We start from the raw sequence: 14,527 nt of genomic DNA, 5'->3' as shown, positions 1-14,527 counted from the left end.
AAAGTTGTGCCGGTGTAGCGAGGGCATGTCCTTCTATGTACTTTGGGTATCGGCTATTACTCCTGGGGGCAAAGCATTTGCTGCGGAAGGGCTTCGTGCTCGAACTTCCGCAGCAGTGCTCCTATCTGAAGTAAGTCTTGTCGCCGATTAGAAGAAGTACTTCAGTGCCAGTTGCAGTTCACGATTTGCCGAAGCAGTCGAGGTGATCTGGCCGAATGTGCCATCGCCCAAATTCGCGTCGGGTGTTGACCATTGAGGTGTGTTCAGCGCATTGAACGCTTCAAACCGAAGCTGCAGGCGTTGGGCTTCGTTGAACGGCATCACGATATCGCGCATTACTGAGAAGTTCACAATGCGCGTAGCCGGTGATACCAGCGGGTTGCGGGTAGAGGTGCCGAACTGGAGAATGCTCGGGGCGAACGCGGACGTGTTGAACCAGTTGTTGATAGAACGGTTTGGTACGCCGAGTGCCTGTCCTGCAACGCGGTTTGGGCGTTCCCATTGGTCATCTGTATTCTGCGTATCTGAACTCTCGAGCACGTCATAGGGATTTCCGCTCGCCAGCAGGATCAAGCCGTTCAACGTCCAGCCATTTACTGCCTGGTCCAGGCCGTGAGACAGATTGGCCTTCGGAAGAGCCCAGACATAGCCGATGGCTGCGCTATGCCGTTGGTCGGTTGCGCCGCTCGCCCACTCATGCGGATTGCGTGGATCCTGGCATCCGCATCCGCCACCGTTCGTGTCGAATGCCTGGTTGTCCAGTTCGTGCGCCCACGTGTAGGCCGCCGTCAAGCTGAGTCCATGTGTGAGACGGTGCTCGAAGTGGGTTTGAAGCGCGTTATAGTTCGACGAACCCGAGAAGTCCTGATAGCGGATACGGGCAAACGTCGGGTAGGGACGTCGCGCCTGAATCGCGCCCACTCCCGGTGCTGGCGAGTTGTAGTTTTTGATGCTGCTGTCGAGGTTATTGCCTTTCACCCCGACGTACGAGATGTCGAGGACGTTCGAACCGATCTGCTTCGAAACAGTCAGGTTATAGGTCTGCAGCATCAAGTCGGGCCGCCTGCGGTCTGCAGGAAGCGTGACCGCATTGAAGAACGGATTAGCAGGATAGAGCGACGCAGGAACCGGAGTCTGGATCGTTGCCACAGGGTTGCTGCTCGGATTCGTAATGGTCAGGCTTCCTGCGGTAGGAGGGTTGAGTTGGAGGATATTGATGTTGTCGAACTGGCCGCCATAGTAGGAGATGCCGTAGGCGCCGCGCACGACCGAAGTCGGGGAGATCGAATAAGCGAAACCTACGCGTGGTGCAAAATCTTTATGGGTAACGCTCCACAGATTGTTGAGTCTTGTTCCGGCAGCAGGCGTGAACGTTGGTGTTGCCGTGCTGAAATCGAGCGTTCGGGACACGTTACTGATGTCCACGGGCGGTGAGAATAGGTCGTAGCGAAGGCCAAGGTTCAACGTCAGCCTTGAGGTGGGCTTCCAGTTATCCTGCACATATTCTGCAGTCCTCCACTGCCGTGCGCGTGTGATCGGCACGCCTTCCGGAGTGAGCGAAGTGCGGGGAAAACCGAGCATGAATGCGGCGGCAGCATCGCCGGAGATATCCGAAGTAAAGTCCATCTCGCCGAAGGGTGTGTTATTCGTCGTTGCGTCATCCTGCACATGCCGGAGGTCCGCACCGAAGGAGATCGTGTGCTTGCCTCTGGTCCATGTGAGGGTATCCACTAGCTGATATGTGCGGCTGTCATCAAGGTTCGACGCCGCCTTGTCATCACCCATGCCGAGATAGCCGGAGATGTTCAGCAGAGGAAAGCCCTCTTCATTCGGGTTGAGCGCGCGGCCGTTCGGTCCGCCAACCTTGAAGCCATTAATGCCCAGTGATTCGACCGTGAACGAGGTGCCGGTTCGTGTGCTCAACTGCTTCACATGCTCAAGATTGGCTCCTCCGCGCACTTCATTAACCAGCGAAGGCGAGAAGACATGCAGGTATTGAAGCGCTGCATTATGGATCGGATACGTGCCAGTGAACTGAAAGTTCGGGTTCAGATCGGTAGTTGGAAAGTTGCGATAGGCATAGATGTAATGCACAAAGATCTGGTTTGCATCATTGAATTTGTGATCGATGCGAACGATGCCCTGATCGACGCTGAGATTTCCGCGACTCGCACCAGCGTAGTTCGCACCACCGCCGCTGTTAGCGATGTTCGGCAGCGGCATATAGGTGTTGATGATCTGCTGGGATACGGCATTGACAGGGATCTTATTGCCTGTGTACGGGAGGCCCGTCGCAGGGTTGAGAATCGGGCTGCTGCTTGCAGAGAAGTCTCCGCTGCGTTGAGCCGCAGTAAGTACCTGCGCTGTTCCTGGAAACTCTTCGACCGAGCGTAGGCCCTCGTAGCTGACGAAGAAGAACGTCTTATCTTTGACGACTGGTCCACCCAGTGTTCCGCCAAACTGATTCTGCTTCAGCACGTTCTTCGAAAGCGGCGCCGGGCGAAAGTAGTTCCGCGCATCGACAGCATCATTACGGATGAAGTCGAAGACTGTTCCATGGAATCCATTGGTGCCGGACCTGAGCTGAATATTAACGATTGCGCCTGCGCCTCCACCATACTCGGAGGAGTAGTCGCCGGTCTGCACGCGGAACTCCTGGATGGCGTCAATCGACGGATAAAGGTTTACGTAGGCATGGCGATTGTTGACCATCGAAATACCATCGACGTTGATCTGTCCCCAGGTCGACCGGCCACCATTCGAACTTACAGTCGAACCATCGCTGCTGGAAGAATGCACGTCCGGGTTATACACGCTGACACCCGGCGTCAGAACAGCAAGATCATTGAACTTGCGACCATTCAGGGGCAGGTTCTGTGTTCTTTCTGAACCAATCACGGCGCCCAGCGTGGCGTCTTCGCTTTGCAGCAGTTGCTGCGTGCCGTGTACCTCAACGATTTGCTCAGCCCCGACGCTGAGCGAAAAATCCAGCTTATCCTGCTGTCCGAGTTGCAGTACGACGCCGTGTTCCGACTTGGTGCTGAAGCCTTGCGAGGTGACGGTGATGTCGTAGGTTCCGGGCTTGAGATAGCGAATGGCATACTCGCCCTGTGGGCCAGTCACAACCGATCGCGTGATCCCGGTACCCGGGGAGGTGACCATAACGGTTGCTCCTGAGATTGCGGCTCCCGAACCATCGGTTGCAGTACCAAGAAAACTGGTGTCGCTTGACTGGCCTGAGAGCGGCGACGCCAGGCTGGAACAAAATATAACGACGGAGATCAAGACGGAACGATTCATCATGGCTGCTTGTCCTCAGAAAATTCGTTAAGAACACGCCACGCTATGCCGTTGACGCCGCATGTGCGCGGAGTCTTCTGCGAGGAGTGTTCAGTGCGTACCTTAATTGCGTTGAGGTGAAGTCACTACTATGTCTCATTCCGAACAAAAGCAGAAGGGGACTTTTTACCTAGAAGTTTCTAGGACTATTGTTCTATCTCACGGCAGAAATGAAGAAAGCCAGGGCGCGTTGCAGTCGGCTCTACCTGTTGACGCTCGTGTAAACGTGGTCATGCTTTCAGCAATCAGGACTATGGACCGTAAACTCTTTTCACGGAACCTTGCCTTCTATACGACCAGTTGCATTCAGCAGCTAACCTTGAGCGTCTTATCGATTGTGCAGGTCTTCGTTCCGGTCTTCCCCACCTCTACTGGCGTGGACTGCGCCACAAAATTCTCTTGCGACGAAGATAGAATCTTAAAACGGTGTCCATCAGCCTCACCGCTCGCTATGTTCGCAGGAAGCCCCTTGAGTGTGGGAAGCGAGCTTGTATAGGTGCCGGTAGTGTCGTGGAGGGCATTTTCTGCCTGGCCGATCAGTACAAGATCATTATTTGCAGCAAGGTCAGCCGCGGCGAGTCGCACCTTTTGGACCTGCGGCAGCAGTAAAGCAATCAGCACTGCAATAATGGCAATCACCACGAGCAATTCGATCAATGTGAACCCGGAAGATGCGGACCTATGACTGGCTCTTGTATGAAGCATCATATTCTCTCCTCACAAGCTTTTGAACAGAAGGCCAGCAGAACCTATGAACTCCGGCAGTTGAGAGTCTCGCATGAATTAACCGCAATCCATCAAAAATAATTCGATCTTATTAATCCAATTGACAGCTTCAAGATAACTCTGCCGCTCCAATTTGAATGGAGTTCAGAAGCCGGAAGTTGAAAGAGATGGCTGCCCGAAACCTTCCGGGCAGCCATTTGAGTCTTACTGCAGTTTGCTTCGGATTATTTGACAGCTCCCTTTCGTGTAACAGGAACCTTCGTGATCGGAGTTGCATCAGCCGGTACCTGGACAGGGTTTGAAGTGGTTGCCATGTAAGCATCGTTTGCTGAAGGCGTGTAGGTCGCAGTTACCTGATGCTGAGTCGCACCGGCCGTGAGGCCGCTGAGGCTGTAGACACCAGTTTGAGTTCCGAGCTGTACTCCGAGGTTCGCGCCTCCGAAGCTCGTAACCGCAACATCCGGTTTTCCATCTCCGTTTAGATCGCCGATTGCGAGCTGGTACGGCGTCGAAACCGACGGGAAGGTGATCTGCGTGTTGAACGTTCCATCGCCCTTGCCGGTCAGCACGCCAACAGTATTACTGGCGTAGTTGGCGACGGCGAGATCCTGCTTGCCGTCTCCGTTGAAGTCCATCACAACGACCGAGGTCGGTTCGACTCCGGTCGCATAGCTGGTGGTCGCGAAGCCGCCACCTGCCTGGTTCAGCAGGATGGTGACGCTGCCTGTGGTGGGCGCAGCGTTAGGGTCGCCGAGGTTGCTGATGGCAACGTCAGGACGCCCATCCTGGTTGAAGTCGCCAACGGCTGCTGAGTACGGTGTACCGCCCGTCGCGTACGTCGTCGCTGTCGAGGCGTTGAAGCTTCCGCTCCCATCGCCCAGCAGATACGAGACGTTGTTCGACTTGGAGTTCACCACCATCAGGTCAGGGTTACCGTCGCCGTTGAAGTCCGCTGCGACGGAGAGGAAGGGATTGACGCCCACGGCTGTCGTCGACGGTGCGCCGAAGCTGCCGTCCCCATGGCCCAGCAGGATGCTGATCGTTCCCTCCTGAGTGTTGGTGGTGACCAGGTCCTGGAAGCCGTCCTTGTTGAAGTCAGCAATGGCCAGGCCATACGGTTCGGGAAGCGTTGTTGCGCCTGCCGTGCCGGTGCTGCCGGTATTGTAGCTGTGCTGGGTCTGGAAGGTTCCGTTGCCATTGCCGAGCAGGATGCTGACCGTGCCGCTGACCACATTGCTCACCGCAAGATCCGCTTTGCCATCGTTGTTGAAGTCCCCAACGACTATGCCATACGGCGCTTTACCGGTGGCATACGCTACCGGCGCCTGGTAGGAGAGAGTGGAGCCAGCTTTGCCGAGCAGCACGTTAACCGTGCCGTCACCGAAGTTGGTGACCGCAAGATCCGCAATACCGTCCTTGTTGAAGTCGCCGATCGCTGAGAACAGCGAGCTGGTGTTGGTCGCACCCGTAACGATGGTGGTGGGTTGCGCCATCGTCGGGGTAAGCGAGGTCAGGGTTCCGGCCGTGTTTGTTCCGTTGTTGTTGAAGTTCACTTGGCCGCTCGGTGTGGACAAGCCGAAGAAGGTAACAGTATCTGTCAGTCCGTAGTTCGAGCCCGTGGTGGCATACGTCAGGATGCTCGAGGTCTGGTACGTCGCGGCTGGTGTGACGACAAAGGTGCTCTGCGCCGAGTTTGAAGCAGGCACGCTCGTCGTGCCCGGGAACTGCGCCTGGAAGCTGTGGCTTCCCGCACCCGGGGTGAAGGTGAACGTCGCGGCACCGGCAACGGTAAGCTCCGTCGAAGCGAGCAGCGTCGAAGTCGTTACCGTGTCGTAGAAGTTCACCGTGCCCGCCGTGACCGGGGCGGAGCCAACTGCTACCGTTGCCGTCAGCGTGACCGCAGTGCCTGCAACCACGGGTGATGCTGGCGTCGTTGCCAGGGTCGTCGTTGAGGCAAGTACCGGTGCAGTAACCTGTACCGTCTGCGCCGAAGAGGTGGAGGGAGCATCGTTCGCGCCGTCTCCTGCGAAGTAAGCAACGATGCTGTCGCTGCCTACTGGGAGCGCCGAGCCAGCAACCACCAAGCTTGCAACTCCCTTGCACGATGTGGCCGCACCGGTTCCGGAGCACGCAGTCGTGATGGGGCCGGACCCCAGATTTTTACCACTCGTCGAACCGACAAAGAACTCGACGATTCCTCCGGGAGCCACGTTGCCACCGCGACCTGTTGCCGTCACTGTGGCCGTCAGGGTCACGCTGCCGGTGGTCAGGATGCTGTTGGAGCTAGTCGCTAAGGTTGAGGTACTGGCAAAGGTTGGGCTGGCGTTGTTCCAGCCCTGCACGACGCTGTTGATGTTGAGGCTGCCTAGACCGGTAGCGTCGTCGTAGCCAGGACTGGCTGTGTAGCCAAGTATTCCAGCGGTGGCTACCGTTCCTGGGACTGTGTTGACGCCATATTTCGTACCCGCACCCTGATAGCAATCGATGTCGCCTACAAGGCAAGGCTGGTAGATACCCGGAGTGATGGTTCCACCCTGCAGGCTTGGCATGTCGTTCGACACGTCATAGAAATAGCAGGAGTCTGGTGGCCGCTGACCCGGCACAACCTTCGAGCCGGAGCAAGCACTCAGGGTTGAACTCGGGCTGCCTGCAGCACCGTACTCCTGGGCTGCGAGATTATAGAACGTGTAGTTTGCCTGCCCCTGGCGCTGATTGGTCTTCTGGCTGATCAACGCCATTAGACCTGCAAGCTGCGGCGCCACAAACGACGTACCACCCGCACCACTCGCGGTCTCAGCTTGGTAGTCCGCAACAGTGCAATTAGCCACATCGGTTTCGCAATACGGCATGTAGTGACCCCAGAAGCCAGACGCGGCAAAAAGGGAAACGTCTGGAAGGTTTCTCTGTGTCTTCGACACCGAATTCGCTCCTACGCCGTAGACACTCTGCCAGGTCGGTATTGTGTTGAAGGTGCTGATACCACCGGCACCACCGACTACGGCTACGTAGCCTCTAGCTAAAGCTGTTGCGTTACTACAGACAGCGGAAGGCGTATACGTCGTACCGAAGGTTGTACTCCCTGAATTCTGCAGATAAGACACATAGAGCGGGTTTGAACAGTAGCCAGACCATGTCGTCTCTGGAACGTAGGTCGCCGCCGAGGACAGGCCTGGACCATTCGTCGCATTCCACCACGTGCTCACCGGTGTCGTCTTATAGTTGTTCGACTCATAAACATCGCCAAAGTCGGTGCCACCTGCAGAGACGTTATACGCAGAGCTTCCAAAGCCATTGACTGACGGCGGCAGTGTCGTCGCATTTGCGTCGTTTTGATAGCACTGCTCTGCTCCACCATCGCCTGAAGAGACTATCGGTGTAATACCCTCTGCGGCAAACTGCTGCCACTGGTTGTTGTAATAGCCGACGCCCGTTGTCGTCGAGCCGGTCATGTCTGCCTCGCACTCGCCGTAACTCATGCTGGCGGCCACAACCGAACCTGAAAGAAAGTTCGCGATGTACTGCGCGCTATGGTCGATACCCAAACTGCCGATGGTCCCGCCGGTACCGCTCGTCGCCGTTCCGCCGCAGGCGACAAAGTCTACAGTGGCGTTCGGAGCTACAGCGCCCGACCATTGCAGGTCGAGGTCAGCTTCGCCCTCCTCTCCCGACGTCTTGCCCGCCGCCTGCGTCACCGGCGAGAAGCAGGACGCATAGCCGCCAAGACCGCTCGTGCTGCCGATCATGTAATTGACGCCACCGGCCGTTGCATTGGGCGTGGCGGGGTATGTCGGCAATCCGAAGACCGAGCGGAAAGCCGTGACATCGGCGGGAGCTACCTGGACCTCTTCGATCACGGCGATTGTCTGACCAGCACCTGTAATGCCCCCTCTCAGGAGAGGATTCTCGTTATAGATGGTGTAGAAGTCCAGCGGCGCCATCTGGTGGCCGCCCTCCGCGTCAGTCAAGTTCGCAGTGGGCCCGGTCGTTGTGCCTGCAACCGACGTCACCTTGCCACTTTTCAGGTCTTTCGTAAACGTGCCGAAGTTCTTCACCAGCGGCTTCGGCGAGAAGTCGTCGAGCTTGTGAAGGCCACCGATCACAGGCGCAAGCGCTGCCGGGATCTGCGGTTCGTTCACCGTCGCCATGTGCTCCTCGCCGTTGATGCTTACGTGATGGATGTCTGCTTTGAAGATCGACCGCAACTGGCCGACCGTTCCTGTAAAGGAGATGTACGTCTTCGACGGAACCACATCGAGAACCGTCAGACCTTTACTTACAAGCCACGCCCGGACCGCGGCCACATCCTCATCCGCAGGCTGGTAGCGAGCGCCGAATTCAGCAGGCGTGAGCCAATTGTGGAAGTTCGGTGAATTGCGATTGTGCAGTTGATCGACATATGAATCGAGCGCTGCCTGTTGCTGCGGCGTACGCGACAGCATCAACATGATTGCGCCAAGTTGCTGGCTTCCGTCTACCTGCCCGCGGTCCACAGCTTTTTTGAGGAAAGGACGCACATGCCCCGCCAGGGACATCATGTGGCTCTCATTAATCTTCTCAACAACGCGGGGAGCGACACCCGCACCCTGACTTTTTCCTGACGCGGCGATGCCCCCCAAAGAAGACATTTGCGCGTTAAGGCTGACTTGGAGAAAAGGGGACAAGGTGATCGCTGCGAGCAGGCACACGCTCGCTAGTTTGCGGGGTAACTCAATCATGGAAGAGCCTCGGAGAACTTAGTAGAGAACAGACGCAGAGTCGAAAACCGTTTCAAGAAGAAACAGAAGGAGCACGACAAACACCGAACTTAGTATTTAAGAGGAAAAATGTAGTTGTGGATGTGAACTTACAGTACGGTGCAGGGGGTGTCAAAAGATATTAAGCAACATTCTTCGGAACATTTTTAGAGGAACTTCGTTTTACGCCGGAACATAACGGTACGACCTGCAGTTTAAAGAGCTAGCTCATTGGCATAACTCTGGAACTGCTCGCGTTAATTGTCAGGGTCGCGAACGCAAGCAGGCTCCTGGAATGACGAACAGCCGCATCGCTCCGCATGTTTATTGCAGTCGGAGGCATGCGTGGTCGTGGCACTGTAACGGACTGGTCGAACTCTTTTCTCATCTGAGGGAGTTAGGGCACTTCAACGACGGAAGCAAAGTCTTCATCCTTTGTCTCCCGGATCGCGAGGAGTCCAAGAATGGTAAGCACCGCCGCCGCGCTCAGATAGTACCCGACATACTGTAGCCCAAATGCGGTCGCAAGCTTCGTCGCTAGATATGGCGTCAGCGATGCGCCGAGAATGCCCGCAAGACTAAAGGCGAGCGAACTGCCGGTGTAGCGAACGGCTGTTGGAAAGAGTTCCGAAAGCAATGTTCCAAGCGGTCCGTAGGTAAGACCCATCAGTGACAATCCTATGATCAACATAGCCAATGCACCGCCGGGGCCGGCCTGAAACAGGCGAGCGAAGAAGAGCCCGAAGATGCCGATACCAGCGCTGATCGCGATCATCACTGGCTTGCGTCCTCGTTCCGCAAGCAACGCTGCCACAGGGATCATCAACGCGAAGAACACCACGCCGACCAGTTGCATCTCCAGAAACTCACTCTTCGCATAGTGCAGCGCAGAGGTCGCCCAACTCAGCGTAAAAACGATCATGAGGTAGAAGAGAACGAAGGTCGCAAGACAGGTGAGCGTCCCCGCAACGAGGACGCCAAAGTGGTTCCGAAATACGGAGAGGATCGGTGCCTTCACTGCTTCGCCGCGCTTCATGGCAGCCGCAAACACCGGCGTCTCCGTGATGGTTAGACGCACGTAAAGCCCGAGCAAAACCAGCACTCCGCTTGCGAGGAAGGGTAGCCGCCAGCCGAAGCTTAGGAACTGTGCTGCACTCAGCCACCGGGAAAGCATAAGAAAGATCGCGCTCGAAAAGAAGAATCCGAGCGGTGCGCCCAACTGCGGAAACATGCCATACCATGCACGCTTGCCGGGCGGTGCATTCTCCGTCGCCAGTAGGACAGCACCGCCCCATTCGCCGCCCAGGCCAACTCCCTGGCCGAACCGACAAAGCGCCAGCAGCACCGACGCGAGTACGCCCACGCTCTTGTATGTCGGCAGAACCCCAATGGCAAAGGTGGACAGGCCCATCGTTGAAAGCGCGAGCACCAGCGTCGCCTTCCTGCCGATCCGGTCGCCAAAATGACCGAAAAGCGCTGAACCAATAGGACGTGCAATAAACGCGATTGCAAACGTAGCCAACGAGGCTAGCGTTGCGGCTGTGGCATCGGTCGTCGGGAAAAACAACTTGGGGAAGACGATTACCGCTGCTGTCGCGTAGATGTAGAAGTCGAAGAACTCGACGGTCGTACCGACGAGACTGGCGAAGAGCACTTGCGCAGGCGTGTTGCGCCTCGTTACTTGGCTGGGCATGTACTGTCCATGTTGCTGCCACGCATGGGTCGCACGCAAGAGCCTGATTGAACAACCCCTCGAATGAAGGATCAGAAGTTATCCAGCTTAGAAGAGTCGTGCTATTGGTACTCCATCTCGAAGATGGCTCAAGGTTGCTTCTGAAGAGTGGCGACGAATGCCGATCACCCGTTTCGAGTGATCGGCTGTTGCGCTATGCCTTGACTGGTACCTGGAGAGTCGTGCCGATCTTGACGTTGTTTGGATCAGGAAGATGGTTCTCTTTCACGATGAGCATGTACTGGTTTGGCGTACCGTAGAACACCTTGCTCACGTGCGAGAGCGTATCGCCGGACTTGATGGTGTAAGGCTGCTTCTCTCCACCGGTCGTCCCGATCTCATGGAATAGATCGGAGTACGTGGGATCAACCTGCTTGATGACCGCCCAGACGCGCTCGGCGCAGACCTTCGACGGAACTGTTCCGCGAATGTGAAGCTTGTCGCCACTCAACTCCACCGTCTCGAGGGTGGCGCCAAACTCCTGAAAGCTCTGAATCGTCTGGATCACTGGTGCGTACTTCTGCTTCAACTGCTCGAAATCTGCCATCGTGTATCTCCTATTTCGATAATGGTGCTGTTTATAGAAAGCGACTGAGAAGCTGCTGTGCCATCCCGCCGAACTGTCCTTCACCCTGCGGTGCAACTTGTCCACCGGGGGCGAAGTGACGGATGACCATCGGCAGGATCGTCGCCATCGCCATCTGGACTACCTCTGGTGAGACGCCTGCATTCTGCGCCGTCCGTTCGATAAGCCCAGTACCGCCGAGCCCTTGCTGAACCTGTTCTGGCGTCGCCGTCTGCTGCTCGCCTGAGCCCCAGGCGTTGACGTGCTGTTCCATGCCATTCTGCCTGAAGCTGTCGATGACGCCTTGTATTCCGCCCGGATGCTGCCCCAAGGCCTCCATTAGGCCGCCCGCGACCTTCGCGCGGTCGCCCATCTCGCCGGACTGTCCAACGAGTGACCCCATCTCATCCATAAAGCCCATGTCTCTATCCTCTGCCCGTTAGATGACTCACGCCGTCATGAGTTCGTACGATTCATCAGGATTTCTTCCAAGGGGAAGGACGGCTGATCGAGTTGCGAAACTGCGCTTCAACGGCGACAATCCCTGCATGACACCTCAAAGCAAGACCGCAATCGCCACGAACGAAGCCCCAGCCGCCATCGGCCCCTACTCACAGGCTATTCGCGTGGGCGATATGCTCTTCGCCTCCGGCCAGGTAGGGCTTGATCCGGCGACTGGACAGATGGTTCCGGGCGGCATCGTTGAGCAGACGACGCGTGTTTTCGAGAATATCAAGGCCGTGCTCGCAAAGGCAGGGATCGACATGGTGCACGTCGTCAAGACCACCGTGTATCTCAAATCCATGAGCGATTTCGCAGCCATGAATGAGGTCTACGCAAAGTATCTCGCTCCCACAGGCGTTATTCCGCCGGCTCGCTCGACCGTTGCTGTGGTTGGTCTGCCGAAGGATGCGCTCGTCGAGATCGAAGTCATCGCCAAGGAAGCGTAATCGGCCACCAGGCATCCAATAGACAGGAGATTTAAGCGAATGGCAGAGACAGGCACCGAGCAGAATGCACCGAAGAAAGAGAAGATTCACAAGACCGAGGCAGAGTGGCGCGAGCTGCTCACACCCGAACAGTTCCAGATCATGCGCCAAAAGGGAACTGAGCGCGCCTTCTCCGGTCCGCTGAACGAGAACCACGACGACGGCATCTACCATTGCGCCGCCTGCAACGCCGAGCTGTTCACATCGGATAAGAAGTTTGAGTCGGGAAGCGGCTGGCCGAGCTTCTGGCTACCGGTCTCGCCGGACGCGATCGAGGCCCATGAAGATAACGCGCACGGCATGCGTCGGGTCGAAGTAACCTGTGCGACCTGCGGAGCTCACCTTGGCCACGTCTTTCCCGACGGGCCAAAACCTACCGGCCTGCGCTACTGCATGAATAGCGCGTCTCTGGCCTTTGAGAAGCAGTAAGGCACCACCAGAAACACAAAGAGCCCCAGCCGTCTGCTACCCGGCTGGGGTTCTCGTGCCCACTAGAACCAATTAAGCTTTGACGACCTTACCGGTCTTGATGCAGCCGGTGCACACACGCAGACGCTTCGTGGAGCTTGGGCCAATCTTCGCCTTTACGGGCTGCAGGTTGACGTTCCAGCGACGGCGGGTCGTATTGTTGGCGTGAGAGATGTTGTTACCGAACTGCGGGCCTTTGCCGCAAAGATCGCATTTTGCTGCCATGGTGATTCTCCAATCCTGAATCGCAGAACTCCCGCAGAACAAGCCTTCCGACAGATAATAGAAGAGCCGTGGGAGTGGTAGGCACGAGCGGATTCGAACCGCTGACCTCTACCGTGTCAAGGTAGCGCTCTAACCAACTGAGCTACGCGCCTGCGTGCGTCTAATCAGTCTAAATGGAATAGCCCGGCACGGCAAACTCCATCACAGTTTTCTTTCCGTTGCGCTACGATGACGGTACTGCAAGCAATGTCTTTTCTTACTCAATTCCGAGCCGCGCCTAACCTGCTGACGCTACTTCGCCTCTTCATCATCCCATTTCTCGTCATTGAGATACTGGATAGCCACTATCGCATGGCGTTCGCTCTCTTTATTCTGGCGGGCATAAGCGATGGCATGGACGGCATTCTTGCTCGCTGGCTGAGCCAGCACACCACACTGGGGCAGTATCTCGACCCCATCGCCGACAAGCTTCTGCTCAGCACGCTCTTCATCGTGCTGACCCATGTCGGCCTCATCCCGCGCTACGTCACGGTTCTGGTCTTCAGTCGCGACCTAGGCATCCTGTTGATCGCCACCCTGCTCTTCGCGACCGGCACCCTGCGAAACTTCCGCCCAAGCTTCTTCGGCAAGCTCAACACCTTCATCCAGATCGTGACGCTGGTCATCATTCTTCTCGCGAAGGTCGCTCCAGCGATGCCGCTTGGCATGCTCCGCGAGGTGCTTGTGCGATCGATTGCCTTTCTGGCACCCTTATCCGCAGCCCAGTATGCCTGGATTATCGTTCGGCGCCTCAGTGCTCCGGCGCACGCGGTGACGACGCCGGTTGTTATGGAAGGACCCATCGTGGCCGCAGAACGTCCTGCGGAGCGCCCGGTCTAACGCCTTCCGCGCGCCGGCTTGCGGGACACTGCCAAGCCCTCTTCGTCCGCGCCAACGGCGAGCTGCTCCTCCTCGATCGCCATATCGAGATATTCGGCCGAATCGAAGACCTCACGGCATGTCTGACACTCAACGAACTCGACATCGTCCTCGCGGGCGACGACACGAACCTGGGGATGTTTGCAAGGGTTTGTCATGGGAAACGAGTGAGAATGCTAAGGATTTTGCCCGCGTCCAGAGCGGTTGTCAATGCAGATTCTAGTAAAAGCACGATCTGCACCGTTATTTATGCACTGATCTGGGCAGACTGCGATGCCGGTTGCATCTGCTAATGCCCAGCCGTACACTATCTAAGACCGATTTAGTCGGTCACAGTTGTATTCACCAGGGATAACTATGCTGCGTCTGACCAAAAAAGCCGACTACGGTCTCATGGCGCTCAAGTACCTGGCGGAGCAGCAATTGTTAACTCCACAGGCGCCTGCGCGGAGTGCCAAGGATATCGCCGAGGCCTACCATATCCCGCCGCAGCTTCTGGCAAAGATTCTGCAGACCCTTGCAAAGGCAGGTCTCCTGGTCTCGCACGCGGGAAGCAATGGTGGTTATGCGCTTTCGAGGCCGGCGCTTGGTATCACCGCATTTGAAGTAATCCGCGCAATCGACGGCCCACTTTTTATTACAAGCTGCATTACGATTCACGGAACATGCGACCTTGCGGGTCACTGCACCATCAAAGAACCGTTGCGTAAAGTGAACGACAGCATTAAGGACCTGCTGAACGGCATCCGCATCGGAGATTTGATCGACCCGGCAGAGTTTGGGAGCGCTGCAGTTGCAGGCGGTCTTGTAAGCATCGCAGTCTAGCCGAGAA

The 14,527-nt window shown here is 56.7% G+C and carries 12 protein-coding genes and 1 tRNA gene; 4 read left to right on the top strand and 9 right to left on the bottom strand.

The features are described 5' to 3' along the window. Nucleotides 1-147 precede the first annotated feature (147 nt). The 6 genes from OHL20_RS06200 to OHL20_RS06175 form a co-directional block, all read right to left on the bottom strand. Nucleotides 148-3,303 (bottom strand): TonB-dependent receptor, encoded by a 3,156-nt coding sequence (locus OHL20_RS06200; RefSeq protein WP_263382328.1) that lies wholly within the window; start codon nucleotides 3,301-3,303, stop codon nucleotides 148-150. 342 nt (nucleotides 3,304-3,645) lie between these two features. After that, nucleotides 3,646-4,047: a type II secretion system protein gene (locus OHL20_RS06195; protein ID WP_263382327.1), complete on the bottom strand. Its 402-nt coding sequence runs from the start codon at nucleotides 4,045-4,047 to the stop codon at nucleotides 3,646-3,648. A 242-nt stretch (nucleotides 4,048-4,289) separates the two neighbouring features. Next, the gene (locus tag OHL20_RS06190; protein WP_263382326.1) at nucleotides 4,290-8,780 is read right to left on the bottom strand and encodes an FG-GAP-like repeat-containing protein; all 4,491 of its coding nucleotides are present in this window, start codon (nucleotides 8,778-8,780) and stop codon (nucleotides 4,290-4,292) included. A 415-nt stretch (nucleotides 8,781-9,195) separates the two neighbouring features. Beyond that, complete coding sequence (locus OHL20_RS06185; protein ID WP_263382325.1) at nucleotides 9,196-10,491, bottom strand: MFS transporter; 1,296 nt, start codon at nucleotides 10,489-10,491, stop codon at nucleotides 9,196-9,198. A 193-nt stretch (nucleotides 10,492-10,684) separates the two neighbouring features. After that, nucleotides 10,685-11,077 carry a LysM peptidoglycan-binding domain-containing protein gene (locus OHL20_RS06180; RefSeq protein WP_263382324.1) on the bottom strand — a complete coding sequence of 131 codons (393 nt, stop codon included), beginning with the start codon at nucleotides 11,075-11,077 and terminating at the stop codon, nucleotides 10,685-10,687. A 31-nt stretch (nucleotides 11,078-11,108) separates the two neighbouring features. After that, nucleotides 11,109-11,516 (bottom strand): YidB family protein, encoded by a 408-nt coding sequence (locus OHL20_RS06175; RefSeq protein WP_263382323.1) that lies wholly within the window; start codon nucleotides 11,514-11,516, stop codon nucleotides 11,109-11,111. Between the two features lie 127 nt (nucleotides 11,517-11,643). On the opposite strand from OHL20_RS06175, the gene OHL20_RS06170 reads away from it, so the two are divergent. Both OHL20_RS06170 and msrB read left to right on the top strand, forming a co-directional pair. Beyond that, entirely contained in the window at nucleotides 11,644-12,045 is a 402-nt protein-coding gene (locus tag OHL20_RS06170; RefSeq protein ID WP_263382322.1) for a RidA family protein, read from the top strand. A gap of 39 nt (nucleotides 12,046-12,084) precedes the next feature. Further along, nucleotides 12,085-12,513 (top strand): peptide-methionine (R)-S-oxide reductase MsrB, encoded by a 429-nt coding sequence (msrB, locus tag OHL20_RS06165; protein WP_263382321.1) that lies wholly within the window; start codon nucleotides 12,085-12,087, stop codon nucleotides 12,511-12,513. Nucleotides 12,514-12,585: 72 nt separating this feature from the next. On the opposite strand, the gene rpmB is transcribed toward msrB, so the two are convergent. Beyond that, entirely contained in the window at nucleotides 12,586-12,777 is a 192-nt protein-coding gene (rpmB, locus tag OHL20_RS06160) for a 50S ribosomal protein L28 (protein ID WP_263382320.1), read from the bottom strand. Nucleotides 12,778-12,852: 75 nt separating this feature from the next. Further along, a tRNA-Val gene (locus OHL20_RS06155) sits at nucleotides 12,853-12,929 on the bottom strand. 94 nt (nucleotides 12,930-13,023) lie between these two features. Here OHL20_RS06155 and OHL20_RS06150 point away from each other — a divergent pair. Beyond that, nucleotides 13,024-13,656, top strand: a complete 633-nt coding sequence (locus tag OHL20_RS06150; RefSeq protein WP_263382319.1) for a CDP-alcohol phosphatidyltransferase family protein — start codon at nucleotides 13,024-13,026, stop codon at nucleotides 13,654-13,656. Here OHL20_RS06150 and OHL20_RS06145 read toward each other — a convergent pair. Beyond that, the gene (locus tag OHL20_RS06145; protein ID WP_263382318.1) at nucleotides 13,653-13,853 is read right to left on the bottom strand and encodes a hypothetical protein; all 201 of its coding nucleotides are present in this window, start codon (nucleotides 13,851-13,853) and stop codon (nucleotides 13,653-13,655) included. The genes OHL20_RS06150 and OHL20_RS06145 overlap by 4 nt on opposite strands. Before the next feature lie 199 nt (nucleotides 13,854-14,052). Between OHL20_RS06145 and OHL20_RS06140 the strand changes: the two genes are divergently transcribed. Continuing rightward, the gene (locus OHL20_RS06140) at nucleotides 14,053-14,520 is read left to right on the top strand and encodes an RrF2 family transcriptional regulator (protein WP_263382317.1); all 468 of its coding nucleotides are present in this window, start codon (nucleotides 14,053-14,055) and stop codon (nucleotides 14,518-14,520) included. Nucleotides 14,521-14,527: the final 7 nt, after the last annotated feature.

The organism is Granulicella arctica, from assembly GCF_025685605.1.
Taxonomy (GTDB): Bacteria; Acidobacteriota; Terriglobia; order Terriglobales; family Acidobacteriaceae; genus Edaphobacter; species Edaphobacter arcticus.
Note: the sequence above shows the minus strand (reverse complement) of the source record. Positions and strands in the feature narration are given on the sequence as shown.